The sequence below is a fragment of the Ruegeria sp. CDSA221 genome, from assembly GCF_059611825.1.
On sequence record NZ_JBXWPK010000001.1, the window covers coordinates 91153 to 106131 of the forward strand.

General features: G+C 54.2%; 16 protein-coding genes. 9 read left to right on the top strand and 7 right to left on the bottom strand.

Annotated features, from left to right (window positions below):
* Positions 1–467 precede the first annotated feature (467 nt).
* Positions 468–1046: a tyrosine-type recombinase/integrase gene (locus AC2FJ5_RS00435; protein WP_496792002.1), complete on the top strand. Its 579-nt coding sequence runs from the start codon at positions 468–470 to the stop codon at positions 1044–1046.
* A gap of 339 nt (positions 1047–1385) precedes the next feature.
* Here the strand turns inward: AC2FJ5_RS00435 and AC2FJ5_RS00440 are convergent, their stop codons facing one another.
* The 4 genes from AC2FJ5_RS00440 to AC2FJ5_RS00455 form a co-directional block, all read right to left on the bottom strand.
* Positions 1386–2018 carry a tyrosine-type recombinase/integrase gene (locus AC2FJ5_RS00440; protein ID WP_496792004.1) on the bottom strand — a complete coding sequence of 211 codons (633 nt, stop codon included), beginning with the start codon at positions 2016–2018 and terminating at the stop codon, positions 1386–1388.
* Between the two features lie 308 nt (positions 2019–2326).
* A complete protein-coding gene (locus AC2FJ5_RS00445; RefSeq protein ID WP_496702260.1) occupies positions 2327–4213 on the bottom strand; it encodes an adenylate/guanylate cyclase domain-containing protein in 1887 nt (628 codons plus the stop codon).
* 248 nt (positions 4214–4461) lie between these two features.
* On the bottom strand, positions 4462–5088 hold the full coding sequence (locus AC2FJ5_RS00450) for a DUF2306 domain-containing protein (RefSeq protein WP_496792005.1): 627 nt from the start codon (positions 5086–5088) through the stop codon (positions 4462–4464).
* Entirely contained in the window at positions 5081–5791 is a 711-nt protein-coding gene (locus AC2FJ5_RS00455; protein WP_496792006.1) for a hypothetical protein, read from the bottom strand. Before AC2FJ5_RS00455 ends, AC2FJ5_RS00450 begins: the two co-directional genes overlap by 8 nt.
* Before the next feature lie 83 nt (positions 5792–5874).
* Between AC2FJ5_RS00455 and AC2FJ5_RS00460 the strand changes: the two genes are divergently transcribed.
* The 3 genes from AC2FJ5_RS00460 to AC2FJ5_RS00470 are packed head-to-tail and all read left to right on the top strand — an operon-like array spanning position 5875 to position 7182.
* Positions 5875–6327, top strand: coding sequence for a MarR family winged helix-turn-helix transcriptional regulator (locus AC2FJ5_RS00460; protein WP_496691472.1), 453 nt, complete (start codon positions 5875–5877; stop codon positions 6325–6327).
* A gap of 1 nt (position 6328) precedes the next feature.
* The gene (locus AC2FJ5_RS00465; RefSeq protein ID WP_496792007.1) at positions 6329–6553 is read left to right on the top strand and encodes a hypothetical protein; all 225 of its coding nucleotides are present in this window, start codon (positions 6329–6331) and stop codon (positions 6551–6553) included.
* A gap of 5 nt (positions 6554–6558) precedes the next feature.
* The gene (locus tag AC2FJ5_RS00470; protein ID WP_496691474.1) at positions 6559–7182 is read left to right on the top strand and encodes an SAM-dependent methyltransferase; all 624 of its coding nucleotides are present in this window, start codon (positions 6559–6561) and stop codon (positions 7180–7182) included.
* 868 nt (positions 7183–8050) lie between these two features.
* Here AC2FJ5_RS00470 and AC2FJ5_RS00475 read toward each other — a convergent pair.
* The 3 genes from AC2FJ5_RS00475 to AC2FJ5_RS00485 are packed head-to-tail and all read right to left on the bottom strand — an operon-like array spanning position 8051 to position 10617.
* Entirely contained in the window at positions 8051–9427 is a 1377-nt protein-coding gene (locus AC2FJ5_RS00475) for an MATE family efflux transporter (RefSeq protein ID WP_496792009.1), read from the bottom strand.
* A gap of 12 nt (positions 9428–9439) precedes the next feature.
* On the bottom strand, positions 9440–10027 hold the full coding sequence (locus AC2FJ5_RS00480) for a helix-turn-helix domain-containing protein (RefSeq protein ID WP_496691476.1): 588 nt from the start codon (positions 10025–10027) through the stop codon (positions 9440–9442).
* A gap of 11 nt (positions 10028–10038) precedes the next feature.
* Positions 10039–10617 carry a carboxymuconolactone decarboxylase family protein gene (locus AC2FJ5_RS00485; RefSeq protein WP_496691477.1) on the bottom strand — a complete coding sequence of 193 codons (579 nt, stop codon included), beginning with the start codon at positions 10615–10617 and terminating at the stop codon, positions 10039–10041.
* Positions 10618–10951: 334 nt separating this feature from the next.
* On the opposite strand from AC2FJ5_RS00485, the gene AC2FJ5_RS00490 reads away from it, so the two are divergent.
* The 5 genes from AC2FJ5_RS00490 to AC2FJ5_RS00510 are packed head-to-tail and all read left to right on the top strand — an operon-like array spanning position 10952 to position 14954.
* Complete coding sequence (locus AC2FJ5_RS00490) at positions 10952–11680, top strand: amino acid ABC transporter ATP-binding protein (protein WP_496792010.1); 729 nt, start codon at positions 10952–10954, stop codon at positions 11678–11680.
* Between the two features lies 1 nt (position 11681).
* Positions 11682–12524 (top strand): amino acid ABC transporter permease, encoded by an 843-nt coding sequence (locus tag AC2FJ5_RS00495; protein ID WP_496698218.1) that lies wholly within the window; start codon positions 11682–11684, stop codon positions 12522–12524.
* A 36-nt stretch (positions 12525–12560) separates the two neighbouring features.
* The gene (locus AC2FJ5_RS00500; protein WP_496691480.1) at positions 12561–13394 is read left to right on the top strand and encodes a transporter substrate-binding domain-containing protein; all 834 of its coding nucleotides are present in this window, start codon (positions 12561–12563) and stop codon (positions 13392–13394) included.
* A 55-nt stretch (positions 13395–13449) separates the two neighbouring features.
* Complete coding sequence (locus AC2FJ5_RS00505) at positions 13450–14331, top strand: amino acid ABC transporter permease (protein WP_496792011.1); 882 nt, start codon at positions 13450–13452, stop codon at positions 14329–14331.
* Positions 14332–14345: 14 nt separating this feature from the next.
* The gene (locus AC2FJ5_RS00510) at positions 14346–14954 is read left to right on the top strand and encodes a glutathione S-transferase family protein (protein ID WP_496792012.1); all 609 of its coding nucleotides are present in this window, start codon (positions 14346–14348) and stop codon (positions 14952–14954) included.
* The last annotated feature ends 25 nt before the right edge of the window (positions 14955–14979 follow it).

Genomic DNA, 14979 nt, shown 5'->3' on the forward strand with positions numbered 1-14979 from the left:
TTTTCTGCGTGGGCCGGAAGACTTTCCACGATCCTATCTCTACCGAATGACCCAGGTCAATTGACGGATAGGCAGTATGTTTTGAAGCCTTCACCCCGTCTCGACGTCCGCTCATTTCAGTCCTTCTAAGCGGCAGAGGTTTCGTTTCGTCTTGGCGCTGCACATCCTCAAACCATTGGGTGTCCTGCAGACATGACATTCTGCCGCGACCGTATCCGCGACACACGCTGCTGCATTGCCTATCATCGCCATGGAGGCCAAGGCCCGTCTTCAACATCCACAATGTCGGCTTATGCGTTTCGAGGCCATCGGCGCAGTTCGCCCTTGGACCTCCAAGCCGCCGAAAGCGCTCGCAGAAGATGCCCATTTGAGTGGTTGCCCTAAACGGGCGTTCAGCCCTGCTTGCACTATCGCCCAGTCAGCACGGTGCTGATGACGGGCGTGGAGGGAGGATCGGAGGGCAAATCATGCCAAGAGTCCAACTTCCCGCAGTTACCCCCATGTGCAAAGCCTGGAACAAAGGGCGCATCATCAGACAGAAACATCCACTGCTGCCAAAACAGGTTTGGGCGATCCGTGCTCGATTCGAGCTTGCAGGCAATCTGCGCGACCTGACTTTGTTCAACGTCGCCATCGACAGCAAGCTTCGAGGCTGTGATCTGGTCAAGCTAACCGTGCCTGATCTTATCAAAAACCATCGCGTCCGGGAACGTGTTTCGGTGATCCAGAGCAAAACCAAGCGACCCGTTCAATTTGAACTGTCGGAAAACACGCGAAAAACCGTTCTGGCCTGGGTCAGAACTCCAGAGATGCTTGCTTGCCTGTTCATGTTTCCAAGCCGGTTTCACGACCGACCACACATCTCGACGCGTCAGTACGCACGGCTTATTCGCGACTGGGTGAAGGCGATCGGGCTGGAGCCGAGTGGATACGATTTACACTCGCTCCGCCGCACAAAGGCGGCCGAGATCTATCGTAAGACGGGCAACCTTCGCGCGGCGCAACTGCTCCTTGGCCACACCAAAGTCGACAGCACGATGCGTTAACTTGGTGTCGAATTGGAAGATGCTCTGAGCATAGCCGAGCGCATCGACATATGACCTACCTTGGCGAGCGGTTCTGCCGTTCGCCATCTCATAACGCGATAAACGGCGACTTCGGCGATATGAGTTGCAAAACAGCGATAGCCATGCCGCAGATGCGAGGTATTTCTGCGTCAGCAATAGCTGCGACTGCACAAGTCCGGTTTGTCCCGCCCAGCGTAAGTTCAGTCAACCTTTGATTTTGCGCTCGCAGCGAACGGCAGGTTCGACGGGCCGCGCCGCAGCATGGAGACTATGGGGTGAAGGTCCGCAACGGGCCGTCCCTTCGAACGGCCCTTTAGTCTAGATTTCAATGGCTTCGGCAATGGCCAATGCATCCTCAAGTTCGACGCCAAGGTATCGGACCGTGCTGTCCATCTTCGTATGACCGAGTAGGAGCTGAACAGCTCGGAGGTTCCCTGTCTTCTTGTAGATCTGCGTGACTTTAGTTCTCCGCATTGAATGGGTGCCATACGCGCTCGCCTCAAGACCGATCGATGTGACCCAATCTCGGACGATCCGTACATATTGGCGGGTCGAAATGTGCAGGCGCTCATGAAAGCGCCCAGGCCAAAGGTACTCGGAACCGACCATCAGCTCGTCCTCCATCCACTTTTCGACAGACGCGCGCGTTCCTTCGGATATCTCGAAGCGCACAGGTTTTTGCGTCTTGCTTTGAAGGACCGAGGCTCGTTCTTTGATTTGGCCTGAAGCCATGACATCGACCACTGTCATCTTCACCAGATCACAGCCGCGGAGCTTGCTGTCGATCGCCATGTTGAACAGGGCGAGATCGCGGCGGTTCTCGGCCAATTCAAGTCGAACCCGTATCGCCCAGACGTGTTTTGGTTTCAGTGGTCGCTTCTGGCCGACGATACGCCCTTTGTTCCAGGCAGGGCGAAGTGCGCGAATGGCTGGTAGGTTTGGTGTTTCCATGACTAATCCTCCGATCCGCCATGCCCTCCCAAAACGACAACCCGACGTTGACCGGAGCATTTTATCACGACACGCTGCGCTGCCTCCGAGGTCCGCTCTGAGCCCAGAGTACCGAATGCTGTGCCGGGCACGAGCGGCAGGACTGCGCAGAAAGTTACCTTTGTAAAGCTTGAACGGATTCCCGCTGCGGGCATTTGCGCCGATAGCGGCGAGCGGCAGGCCGGATGCTCAGAATTGCAGTATTCTGCATTGCTGCCAAAGCCCTCGCTTTGCTGTCTTGCTCGCGACTGACATACTGGCTCAAGCATTTAACCAGTGGTTTCCGGCACCCCCAGTCTGCGCAAGTCATCCAGCCATCGGTTGAGGTAATCGTCGCTTTCGAACGGAGCTTTCCTTGCCTCTTCGATGCTGTAGTTGGGGTTGTCTGCCAAAAATTCGTCGGTCAACGTTTTTGCTTCTTCTTCTCGCCCCAACCGCAGGAGTATCGGCGCAAGGGTGCGTCTTAGGCGATCCGGGACCTCGTTCATCTTTTCAATCGAAGCAAGAGCGCCTGCGTAATCTTCTGCAAAATACTGTGCCCATCCCAGATTCCACAGATACCAGTCCGGATGATGCGGGTTGAGGCGGATCGCTGACCGCATCCGTTCAACGGCTTCATCGGCTCGTCCGCTATAGACCAGAGGGTCAGTTGAGTTCACGAGGGTACCTGCAGAATTCGGGTTTAGCGAGATTGCCTTGTCATACAGCGTTACCGCCCGTTCGAGATCGCCACTATACATCGTCACATAAGCCAGAACGGCGTAACCGGCAAAATCGAGGGGTTCCAGATCAATGGCCTTTCTGGCCATTTCAAAGGCAAGATCGAGCGATTCCTCGCGTGAAAGACCCTCGCTCCAGCCAAAGCGATAGCCGAAGGAATGCGCCCACGCGAGTTCGGCATATGCGCCCGCGAAGTTCGGATCGAGCGCAATCGCCTGCTCACTCAGTCGCTGGGCTTGAATATTGTCCGCCTCGTTAAATCTAAGCGAGTGTTCCTGAGCACGTGTGGAGAGTTCATAGGCTCCGAGGCTTTCTGTAGGCTGATGCTTTAACCGGTCATACTCAGCGAGATTGATACTCGTGCTTAACGTCGAAGCGACGGTACGGGTAATCTCATCCTGAACATCAAATATGTCCAGCAGATCACGGTCGTATTGTTCGGCCCAGAGATGCTTGCCGGTAGCGGCATCGATCAATTGCGCATTTGCGCGCAAGCGTTCACCTGCGATCTGAACACTGCCATCGACGATATATCTCACGCCGAGTTCCTGCGCGATCTGCTGCACTTCAACCGGCTTATCCTTGTACAAAAAGGTCGAATTGCGCGCGATGACAAAAAAGTCTGAGAACCTGGACAGCGCCGTCAGAATGTTCTCACTCAGGCCATCGCTTAGGTAATCTTGGCTCGGATCGTTGTTCAGATTGTCGAAAGCCATGACCGCGATGGACGGCTTGCCAGGCGCAGGCAGATATTGGTCGCCATTGGCGGAAGATATTGCGGCGGGGCTCCAGGGCTGCCACCATGCCGCTACGCCCAAAGCCAAGGCGAGCACGACACCGATGGCAACTGCCACCCGACGTTGTGCAGGCTTTGCTGCACTCCGCACAATGGGCGATACTAAAGCCGTGGCCTTTTCATCAAGCGCCAAACTGAATGCGTGCAACGGCTCCGCCATGTTCTTGACCTGATGCATTCCCGCATCTTCAATGTTGAGGTCGAGTTTGTCCTTAATCTGATCGAAGACGTTGACCGACATGCAGATGCCCGCAGGTTCGGCCAAGCTTTCCAGCCGGGCGGTGATGTTGACGCCATCACCCTGAATGTCGTCCTGATCAACCACGATGTCGCCGACATTGAGCCCTATGCGATATTGAACCTGAGCATCTTCCGGTAAATCCTTGTTCTCGATCCCGACGAAGTACTGCATTTCGACGGCACAACGAACGGCCTCAACAGCGCTGGCAAATTCAATCAGCAGCCCATCACCCATCAATTTTACAATGCGTCCGTTCCGTGCCGATACACATGGCTCGAAGAGACGTTCGCGATGCGCTTTGACTATCTCCAGAGTACCGGCTTCATCATTGCGGATGAGGCGGCTGTAACCAACGACGTCGGCGGCAAGTATCGCGGCGAGGCGGCGCTCCAAATTCATACCTCCAAGATTTGAAAACAGGTTAGGCAGAACGCCGCAACGAATCCAGCAACTTTGAGACCGCTGATACGTTCCCCTGATACTCCCGTTGACTGAGCAACCGCTGACGGCAGCTATTCCGCTGTTTTCCAATTAACGACCGGAGCGGTGATCTGCACTGCCGCATGATCGCAAAGAGCCCATTCTGACAAACGCTGCGCGCCCGACGCATATCGGCTCCTTGGCAAAATACCAAATCTCGCGTTCGGTCAACTTGTTGACGCTCTGCCTCTCTTGCGCGTTCTTCGAATCCATACTTCTGCAAGTAGGAGGTTGGGGACCCAACTCATCGCTACAGCGATGAAATATGCCGTGCCTGTTCCCTGACTGTCGCCTGCCAGGACCGGCACCCAGAAGCTGAATGTCACGAAGAAAAACGCCAGGAAATAACTTCGCAACATCCATTCACGGTGGAGAGAAATATTGCGTTTCCGGATCATCTTGTATGCGAAAATCGTGGACAGAAGCCAAAAGAATCCCAGCAGGAAAAACGACAATCTCGCGGCCCAGCTCACATCGAAGAATGCAGCATTGAGTACCGCCGCGATGCTCGCCAGACATGCGCTGTAGACATAGATGCGGCCACCCCAGCGATGCGCGCGAATGAAACGGGTTCGTATCGCAGGGTTGAACTGCATTATCCCGGCGATCAATGCGATTCCGCCAGCCAGAGCATGGATTTGAAATGGCAGCGGCAGCGCGCGCATCTTGTCAGTTTCAGCAAGGCCAATACTTGCTGCGATAGCGAAAACCCCATACGCCACGCCGGTAGCCGCAAGGATGCACCATGCGCCCCACATTTTCCAACGCCATCGCATGAAATGATCTTTATTCATGGCCATCTCCGCGCGCGCCTATCATCGACTTGCCTGCACCGGCCGTGAGCATTGACCCAGCATCCAGTTCGAGGATTTCGCAGGACCCTGGCCCCCGCACGTGGTCGTCACCAGACACCAGACCAGCGGCAACCGACCCTGCGTAACCAAGCGACACAATTGCAACCGCCGCCCACACGCACTTTGACCGAAACTGCAGGCCGATCAATATGGCGAGAGTGAGCCCCAAGCCGATCTCGAGTACCATGAAAACCCGACCGTAGTATCGAGGTTCCCAATAGGAAACTGGTGAGCGGAAGATCCAGTCCGTGAAAGGCATCCATTGCGCGCGCGCATCGTCATGGTGCAGCAGAAAATCAATCCCCACATGCAGCAGTGCAGAGCTGGCGAACACGATCACGATCAGCGCGATCCTGCGTGGCCAAACGGCAGGCAGGATCAGACCGGTGAGGCCCAGGGCGATAAGGGCGAGATACAAGGGGATCGAGTTCAGCAGCATCTGAAGCGTTGTCCATGGCTGCTCCCAGTACCGATAATGAAACACTTCGCACCCGCTGGCCCCTTGCTGCCGCTCGACCATGAACATCGCCCAGACATCGGTATCAGGCACTAACGCGCCCATCAGACCAGCCGGAGCAACCGTAGTGCGTCCCGGCCTCGCGAAGATTGCGGCTCCGATCAGTAGATGGGTTTGCGTGAACATGAGCAGCATCACCATATTGACAATTAAGTTGTCATAATTCATAATGACACCTAAGTTGTCAAATAGAATCCCGGAGCCCCCGCGTGACGCAGCAAAACAAAGAACTCACCGCGCTGATCAGAGAAATAAGGACAGCGTTCAACCGGCTCAAATCCGTTGCCGAAGCTCTGCACGCCGATCTGGATATCAATCCGTCGATGCGGGCGGTCCTTCAGGCATTGATCTTCAAGGCGCCACAAACGGTGCCCGATATCGCCAAAGCCAAAGGTGTCTCGCGTCAGCATGTGCAGAAAAACATGAATACCCTGTTGGAGAAGGGTCTTGCCCACGCGCAGGACAATCCCGATCACAAGAGATCAGTACTTTATTTGCCCACCCCAACCGGCATTGATCTTTTTGCCGAGATGCAGGACCGGGAAGACGCACCGATGGCCGCGTTGGCCGAGGCCACGGCAGCGCATGATGTCGCAGCTTCGGCGCAGCTGTTGGCCAGTCTCAACGACGCGCTTGAAATCATGATGGAGAAGGGGAGCTAACATGATTCAGCACTCGAAACGCCACAGCAAGACCCTCGGCATCGTCATTGTCGCACTATTTATATGGGGTGTCGCCGCCCTGTGGTCGTGGAATGCTTTTGCGGTGGACCTTCTGGGGTTTCCCGAGATGGCGTATCGCCATGCGCTTGCCCTCGGCGTTCTCGTTCTTTCGATTGGCGGGTTGCTGGCGATGCCCCTGTGGATGTCTCGCGCGGGTAACGCGTAGTGTCGATGAAACCGAAGATCGTCGCACAGTTTCGGCATCCATCGGGCCTGTTGGGTGCGTTGGCGGGACGGATCATGGCAGCGCGGCAATCGAACCGTTTCCGAAATGACAGAACAGTCGATTTGATGGCTCTGTCGCCCGATAGCCGCGTGCTTGAGATCGGCTGCGGCCCCGGTCTGGCCCTCGCAAAATGTGCCTCTGTTGTAACGTCAGGGCGGGTGGTCGGTCTTGACCATTCCGAGGTGATGATCCGGCAGGCTCGCAATCGGCTAAGAGAACAGTGTGCCGCAGACAGAGTCACGTTGATCGAGGGCGGGATCGACCGCCTTGCTAACTGGCCGGGCGCATTTGACCGCATCTTCTCGCTGAACGTCATACAGTTTCAGAGCGACAAACACGGGTTTTTTGGTGCAGTATATGAAGCATTGGCTACTGGCGGGCTTTGCCTGACCACCTATCAACCACGGCTGGACGCGGATGGCCCGGGTGCTGCGCGACGCATGATCGCCAGCATCGAGGAAGCGCTCCACGCTGTTGGTTTCGAGAACGTGACCGAAATCGAGATCTTTGGCGGGGCCACTCCGGCGATTTGTGTCATCGGCCAGAAGAACGATCCTTACCGAAACTAACCAAAGGAGATCTAACACTGCACAAATTTATGGAATTGGAGGATCTTTCTTCAGATCTGATGATCCGGCTAGACTAGCAGAATGGTATGGGACCCATCTATCAATCCCCTCAACTCCGGCTTCGCCCACCATGCAATCCTGGATCAGCGAGCGCAGCGTGACAATCTTTTCGACGTTCCCGAAAGACAGCGACTACTATCCCGGAGACCGGGGCTTCATCCTGAACATTCTACGTCGCGGACTTTGATGCGATGTTCAAAGAGCTGAATGTTGCCAGAATCGAAAGCGGCGCCGAAGTCGAGATGGGGGATTGGAAGGTTTGCTCGCATTCACGATCCGGAATTAGATCCAATCGATCTGTGGGAACCCATTCTGAGGTGTTGTCACATTAACCGTTGTTTGGTTACTCATGCTTGGAATTGGTCGTAGGTGGCATCGATGAATCCATCGTCCATCACCTACAAGCGTCGCCGATTTCCTCCTCGGATCATTACCCAGGCTGGGTGGCCTTATGTTCGAGCTTGCGTGAAGTTGACGCGAGGCTTCTGCAGCGCGGGGTCGATATTTCTTACGCGACCCTCCGCCGCTGGGTCATCAAGTTCAGACCGCTGACCGTAACACTGCGCGCAGAATTTTAACCTGAGCAGTACTGAGCGCAAAACGATGGTAAATCCAGGCGGCTTAGGCGATGATCTCTCGCGGAAAAACGATAGCCCTTCAGGCGCGGCATTTTGAACGGCATCTTTATGCGTGAGCGGTAACCAGTTCAGAACGCGCAAACAAGTTGGCACTATCCATTTGATGCCTGGAATGTCGCCTCCCAAGCAGCTTGAAATCTGAGCACGGGCACTTCTTTGTGGACTGGATGTTAACGTGACAACACCCAAAACCCCCCTATCTCGCGCTGTGCTACATGTGTGGTCACGATAAGAGCGATCGCCCATCCTGTCACAACGGCAGCCGCGGTGCCAAACCAAACACCGGTTTCGTTAAAGCCCAGCAGCCAAACAAAAACCCAGACAAAAAAGGCTACCCCAAACCCCTGCCGATACAGGCTGATCCACACCGTCCAGATCGGTCTTTTCAAAGCCTGCAAAAGAGAGTTGATCGAAAAAAGCATCATATAGAAAGGCAGTATCAGGCTGTCGACGCGCAAGTAACTCACTCCAACGCGGATGACTTCGGGGTCATCAGTAAACTGCCGCAGCAAGGGTCTTCCAAATATCCATAGAGTAGGCGCTGCGATAGCTGTCATGATGAAGCCAACTTTCCAGCAATAAAATACTGCTTCCCTTACTCTCGCGTATTCATGGGCTCCAAAATTTTGGGACGCAATTGGTAGCAGCGCCCCGGTTACACCAAGCACCGGCAAAAGTAGAATCTGTTCAAGTCGAATTGCCACTCCATGGCCCGCGATTGCGTGTTCCCCAAAGATTTTCAGGGCGAACTGCATGACAAAACCTGACAGCAACATCACCATGAAGGATGTGGCTGTTGGTAGAACCTGGACAGATATTTCGGCAAACTTCTCCAAACGTGGGGCAAAGTTTCGGAATCGTATGCGCCTCATCCTTCGCCGTCCGAGTACTTGCCGGACCATGAAGACCATGACGCCGGTCTGACTGATGACGGTCGAGACAGCCAAACCATCGAAGCCTATGCCGGGAGCCAGACCTGGAATGCCATAGATCAACAGCGGGTTTAGACCGATATTGACAAAAAATGCGACCACGAGTGCGCGCTGCATCGAAACCGCATCGCCGTGCGCCTGTAGGATACCGTTGCACCCAAACGCCAGCAAGAACCCAGGCAGAGCCAAAAGCAACCAATAGAAGTAACGCAGCCCCGCATCACGATATGCGCCCGGCTCAGACACCAGCCGGATCAGAGCTGGACCATACCAGTGCCCAGCCAATGCCAATAGGCCGGACGCTATGAGCCCATAGCTCATTCCTTGCGCAGCCAGCCGACGGGCTTTGCGATGATCGCCGGCTCCCAGAGCGTTTCCAACAAGAGCGCTCATCGCGGCCCCAAGCCCAACGCCGACCGATATGGCAATAAAAAACGCCTGAAACCCCAGTGCCAACCCGGCCTGTGCGCTGGTGGACAAAAGCCCAGCAAAGAACATGTCCACGACGTTGTAGAGGGTGTTGAACAGCATTCCGACTGCGGCAGGAATTGCCAGTGTTCGAAAATGCGCCGAGATCGGTCCGCGTGTCAGATCAAGTTCGGCTGGAATGGCCATATCAGCAGGTCATTACGGGCGCTCGGCCTGCACGGTCAAAAAGACAAATTCGGGTGTCAAAACTTCTTCAAACCCATGGTTCAGTTCGGCATCCACGCTGATACTGTCCCCCGCCGACAAAGTGAACCGGGCCTCACCATAACGATAAACCGCCTGCCCCTCGATCGCCTGAACAAAGACAACGCCGTGACCCACGTAGGTTGGTGGATGGCCCTCGTCACGCAGCAGGGTTACACGGCGCGCCTGAAACCTCAGATCTTTTCGGGAATGTAGCGCGAGATTGACATACTCATGGGAATGACCGCTCGCCAGCCGGGTGGATTTCAATCCCTGACCGTGACGGACGAGGGTATAGTCGGTGTGATCCGTTCTTGCTTCGCGAAACAACGAGACGATGGGCACTTCAAGCGCCTCGGCCAATGCGGCCAATGTGTCGATCGAGGGCGAAACCAATCCATTCTCTATGCGGCTGACCATCGCCGCAGATATGCCAGACTGTTCGGCAAGTCGGCGGGCTGATTGCTTCCGGCTTTGGCGCAGCTCTTTTAGCGACGCGCCGATGGCGCGATCAATTTGTCTTCCCGGAGTGTCACCTTGCATGATACATCCTGTCACTCGTCGGCGTAGTAACCCACGACGTCCCCATCCGTGGTGACGCCGAGACCGTTTAGTAAACGGTTGGCATAGTTGAAATAGCTCACAATCTGGTTGATTTCGAGGATCTCGCCGTCCTCCCAACCTTCATCTTTCAGTGTGGTTGCATCCGTCTCAACCATCGTTCCGGGTGCTAGGGTAAGTTTCTCGGCATAGATCAATGCAGCAAGGTGTGCCCCTTCAAAAGCATCCTGCGGTTGGTGGGCTTTTAGCGCAGCTTCAATTTCATCGGCGCGCGCATTGTTATCAATCAGGTGCCGAGCGTTTGCCCAGTGGTTGGCATAGGAGTAGGGGCAGTTGTTCAGGGTCGACACGTAAGAGCTGATGACTTCCTGAAACCACATCGGTATGGAGTTTGCGTGATCGTGCAGGCACGCTCGGTACAAAATAACATGCCCTTTCATTGTGTTGGGCCGCAGGGAATGCACGCGCATGACATTATCCACCGTCCCGTGCGGCGTGCGTGCCATATCCAATGTGGCCTTTAGCTGATCGTCGGCTTCTTCGTCAGAAATCATCCGAATCCAGGCAGACATTTATGTTTCCTCCCTTGGTCGTCAGCTCAATTTTTAGGCAGTCAAAACCTGCCCGTTGAGTTTTTTATTGACGAATATTGCATATTAAGCAACCATATTAATTAGCGTGCAACAGATTTGAGGATTCTATGGCCTTGCCCGATTGCTCCACTCAATCGCATCGCCAAGCCAACGGCTGCTATCTGGGCAATCCCCGGATCGAGCCACGGCAACAGAATTTCCCGACGGATTTTCGGGGCGGTAGCTTTCTCACCTCTGATTTCATCCACTCACGAGGACACCCGAAAGTGTGGTCTCCCGAAACGACAGGCCCGTCATGAACCAACCTTCTCCCATGATTGAGGTAACCAACCTGGATAAATTCTATGGCTCATTTCATGCGCTTAAGAACATTGATCTGAGTGTTCATCAGGGTGAAAAGGTGGTGATCTGCGGCCCGTCCGGTTCGGGGAAATCCACGTTGATCCGCTGTTTCAATGGTTTGGAGTGGCACAATTCCGGGCGTCTCGTGATCGATGGGATCGAAGTATATGAAGGCATAAAGGAAATCCGCGAATTACGGCAAGAAGTTGGGATGGTCTTCCAACAGTTCAATCTGTTTCCGCATCTGACTGTTCTTGAAAACCTGATGATCGGACCGATGAAGGTGCGCAAGGTATCAAAATCTCAGGCCGAAGAGACTGCGCGCAATTATCTGGACCGGGTCCACATTCCTGAACAAGCAGATAAATACCCGGCTCAACTATCTGGTGGACAACAACAGCGGGTGGCCATTGCCCGATCCCTGTGCATGGAAACCCGGATCATGCTTTTTGATGAGCCGACCTCTGCCCTTGATCCCGAAATGATCAACGAAGTGCTGGATGTGATGGTTGAACTTGCTGAGACCGGTATGACCATGGTCGTCGTCACCCATGAGATGGGATTTGCCCGTAAGGTCGCTGATACGATGGTTTTTATGGAAGCGGGGCAAATTGTCGAAGTTTCGCCGCCGGAACAGTTCTTTACCACCCCCTCAAGCGAACGCTGTCGCTTGTTCCTAAACCAAATTCTGGAACACTGATATGAGCGATTTGGGCATATCGGGACCTACAGGTCAGGCGCTGCCGAAACCGCCGGTCATTAAGAGGTTTTTTGGCTCAGTACCCGTATCGATCGCTATCTATACAATCATCGTAGGTTTGATTGCCTATGGCTCTTATGCTGGTGCTCAGGGCATGGGGTATAATTGGCAGTGGTACCGCGTACCACAGTTCCTTTACCGCAATACCGAGGTTGGGTTCGAGTGGGGCGAAATTCCTATTGGTCTGGTCGCCACTATTCAACTATCCGTCACGGCCTTTTTGCTGGCAACCGTTCTGGGGTTGTTGTTGGCGCTATTGCGGCTGTCCGGACTGGTCGTGGGTTCAGCGGTTGCGGTTGGCTACCTTGAGCTTATCCGAAACATCCCGCTCTTGGTTCTGCTTTATCTCTTTTACTATGTGCTGGGTCCGATCTTCGGGTTTAATCGTTATACCGCGAGTATCTTGACCCTGGCGGTGTTTCATTCTGCGTTGATATCTGAGATTTTGCGGGCGGGGATCAACGCCATCCCCACGGGTCAGTGGGAAGCGGCCAAATCCATCGGGATGAGCCCCTTTCAGGTATATCGTTACATCATCCTGCCACAATCGGTGCGGTTCATGCTCCCGCCGATGACCGGCGAGGTCGTTCATCTGATCAAATCATCAGCAATTGTCAGCGTGATTGCGGTGGCCGAACTGACCACTTTCGGACGTAACATCATTTCTGACACCTACATGAGTTTCGAAATCTGGTTCACCATCGCATTGGTCTATCTGGTGGTGACCCTGATCCTGTCGATCGGCGTGAGCTATCTGGAGAAGAAATATGCCGTCGACCAATAAACCTGAACAAATTGTCGGACAACAAGGAGAACCAATATGAAGCTTTCTCGCAGAATGCTCGGGGTAGCCCTGGGTGCGGTCGTGGCGACTGGACTGGCGACCTCAAGCTGGGCACAAAGCGCGACCCAGGAACTGTCCAGTGAAAGTGTGATTGAAACCATCAAGCAGGACGGGGTGATCCGGATTGGTCTTTCACTGTTCGTGCCATGGTCGATGCGTGACAATAATGGTGAGCTGATCGGCTTCGAACTGGATGTCGGGCGCAAATTGGCCGAAGACATGGGGGTCGAGGTCGAATTCGTTCCAACCGCCTGGGATGGCATCATTCCTGCGTTGGTGTCGTCCAATTTCGACGTGATTATCTCAGGTATGTCGATGACCGCGCAGCGAAACCTGACCATCAACTTTACCGATCCTTACGCCTATTCAGGTCTGGCCATCCTGGCCAACAAATCGATGACCGAAGGCATGACCCTGGAAGATTTCAATAAACCAGAGATCACTTTTGCCGCCCGCCGCGGTGCGACCCCGGCTGCGGTGATCGCACAGAACTTCCCTGATGCAACCTTGCTTTTGTTCGATGAGGACGGGGCCTCGACCCAGGAAGTTCTAAACGGCAACGCGCATGCATCAATGGCTGCGCAACCGACTCCAAACCGCGAAGCGGGGCGCAATCCTGAAACGTTGTCCGTTCCGTTCGAAAATCTCTATGACCCGCGCGGTGAGGCCTTTGGGGTGCGCAAAGGTGATCCGGATGCCATGAATTTTTTCAACAACTGGATTGCACAGCAATGGCGGTCCGGTTGGCTGGAAGAGCGTCACAACTATTGGTTCGCCACCGAAGAGTGGGCTGATCAGGTTGCGCAGTAACTAAACTAACCGGGGGCGGGTGCACCGCCCCCGAGATTGACGCGGAGCGCGCCCGGTGCAGAATTTCATCAAGAAGCTCAGATGGCCCGACTACCTGATCATGGCGATTTTGATTGCCTTTTTCGGGTATATCTGGCTGTCGATCGAAGGCACGCTCAATTACAAATGGCGCTGGGAGCTTATTCCTGGATATATCGTCGGCTGGCATTCAAGTCGTGAAGAGTACTTTGCCAACCTGCTTTTGCAGGGGCTAGCTGCCACCGTCCGCATCAGTATCTATTCCGGCATTCTGGCCCTTCTGTTGGGCACTATTTTGGGCGTTGCCCGGTGTTCAGCTAATTTGACAATCCGGATGCTGGCCCGAACCTACCTCGAGTTTTTGCGCAACGTGCCACCGGTTGTTGTCGTCTTTATCTTCTTCTTTTTCCTGTCCCAACAACTGATTGACGCCCTGAATCTCGAACGCTGGGCGCGTGGGATCGCGCGACAAGAGAACAACCAGGTCTGGACTTTCTTTTTTGGCGAAATGCGGCGTTTCCCTTCGCTGGTTTCCGGAGTCATCGTTCTGGCGTTGTTTGAAAGCGCCTTTGTCGGGGAAATTATCCGGGCGGGTATTCAGTCAATTCCGAAAGGCCAGCGCGAAGCCGCGCGTTCGATCGGGATGAGTCAACTACAGGAACTTCGCTATGTAGTCCTGCCTCAAGCGTTGAAGAAAGTGGTCCCGCCGCTGGCAAACCAATTTATTTCGCTGATTAAGGACAGCTCGATCTTGTCACTGATCTCAGTACAGGAACTGACATACAAGACCGTCGAACTTGTTGCGTCCTCACGTATGATCTTTGAGGCCTGGATCACGACAGCAGCTTTCTATTTTATCGTCTGTTTCGGCCTCAGCCGTATCTTTGCCCGCTTCGAAAAACGATCGGATAAACGATAGGTCGGACGACCCGAATGATACGTCTTTATGATTTCAAGTTATCTGGTAGCTGCCACAAAGTCCGATTGTTGTTGTCGATGCTGAAGCTTGAATATCAGCTCATCGATATTGATCTGCTGAACTGTGACCAGACACAGGAAGAGTTTCTGCGGATAAACCCGCTGCACAAGGTTCCTGTTATCGATGATGACGGATTTGTTCTGCGCGACAGTACGGCAATCATGTTGTACCTGGCACAGAAATACGACGCTGAGAATTGGGGACCCAGGACACCGGAAGAACACGGCGAGATTCAGCAGTGGCTCTCATTCTCGGTCAATGAGATATTTCACGGCATGGCAACAGCCAGAGCGATTGTTATATTTGAACGGGATATTGATCTTATCGGACCGCAATCACTGGGCGAGGCGTCGCTGGAGATCATGGAGCGGCAGTTGTCAGACAGCCCTTGGCTGACGTGTGGCAGGCTGACCCTGGCGGATCTGGCCTGTTACCCGTACACAGCGTTAGCTTATCAAGGCAACATTCCATTGTCCCCGTACCCGTCGGTTCGAAATTGGATCCGACGGGTTGAAGCATTACACGGATATGTGGCTATGCCCGGAATACCCGCGCTTGCCTAACGCACATGGCTGACAGGTATGTGGA

What these genes read in the sequence shown, in the direction of transcription:
- AC2FJ5_RS00435 (WP_496792002.1), top strand. Translation starts at nt 468, where the DNA reads ATGCCAAGAGTCCAACTTCCCGCAGTTACCCCCATGTGCAAAGCCTGG.
- AC2FJ5_RS00440 (WP_496792004.1), bottom strand. Translation starts at nt 2,018, where the DNA reads ATGGAAACACCAAACCTACCAGCCATTCGCGCACTTCGCCCTGCCTGG.
- AC2FJ5_RS00445 (WP_496702260.1), bottom strand. Translation starts at nt 4,213, where the DNA reads ATGAATTTGGAGCGCCGCCTCGCCGCGATACTTGCCGCCGACGTCGTT.
- AC2FJ5_RS00450 (WP_496792005.1), bottom strand. Translation starts at nt 5,088, where the DNA reads ATGAATAAAGATCATTTCATGCGATGGCGTTGGAAAATGTGGGGCGCA.
- AC2FJ5_RS00455 (WP_496792006.1), bottom strand. Translation starts at nt 5,791, where the DNA reads ATGTTCACGCAAACCCATCTACTGATCGGAGCCGCAATCTTCGCGAGG.
- AC2FJ5_RS00465 (WP_496792007.1), top strand. Translation starts at nt 6,329, where the DNA reads ATGATTCAGCACTCGAAACGCCACAGCAAGACCCTCGGCATCGTCATT.
- AC2FJ5_RS00470 (WP_496691474.1), top strand. Translation starts at nt 6,559, where the DNA reads ATGAAACCGAAGATCGTCGCACAGTTTCGGCATCCATCGGGCCTGTTG.
- AC2FJ5_RS00475 (WP_496792009.1), bottom strand. Translation starts at nt 9,427, where the DNA reads ATGGCCATTCCAGCCGAACTTGATCTGACACGCGGACCGATCTCGGCG.
- AC2FJ5_RS00480 (WP_496691476.1), bottom strand. Translation starts at nt 10,027, where the DNA reads ATGCAAGGTGACACTCCGGGAAGACAAATTGATCGCGCCATCGGCGCG.
- AC2FJ5_RS00485 (WP_496691477.1), bottom strand. Translation starts at nt 10,617, where the DNA reads ATGTCTGCCTGGATTCGGATGATTTCTGACGAAGAAGCCGACGATCAG.
- AC2FJ5_RS00490 (WP_496792010.1), top strand. Translation starts at nt 10,952, where the DNA reads ATGATTGAGGTAACCAACCTGGATAAATTCTATGGCTCATTTCATGCG.
- AC2FJ5_RS00495 (WP_496698218.1), top strand. Translation starts at nt 11,682, where the DNA reads ATGAGCGATTTGGGCATATCGGGACCTACAGGTCAGGCGCTGCCGAAA.
- AC2FJ5_RS00500 (WP_496691480.1), top strand. Translation starts at nt 12,561, where the DNA reads ATGAAGCTTTCTCGCAGAATGCTCGGGGTAGCCCTGGGTGCGGTCGTG.
- AC2FJ5_RS00510 (WP_496792012.1), top strand. Translation starts at nt 14,346, where the DNA reads ATGATACGTCTTTATGATTTCAAGTTATCTGGTAGCTGCCACAAAGTC.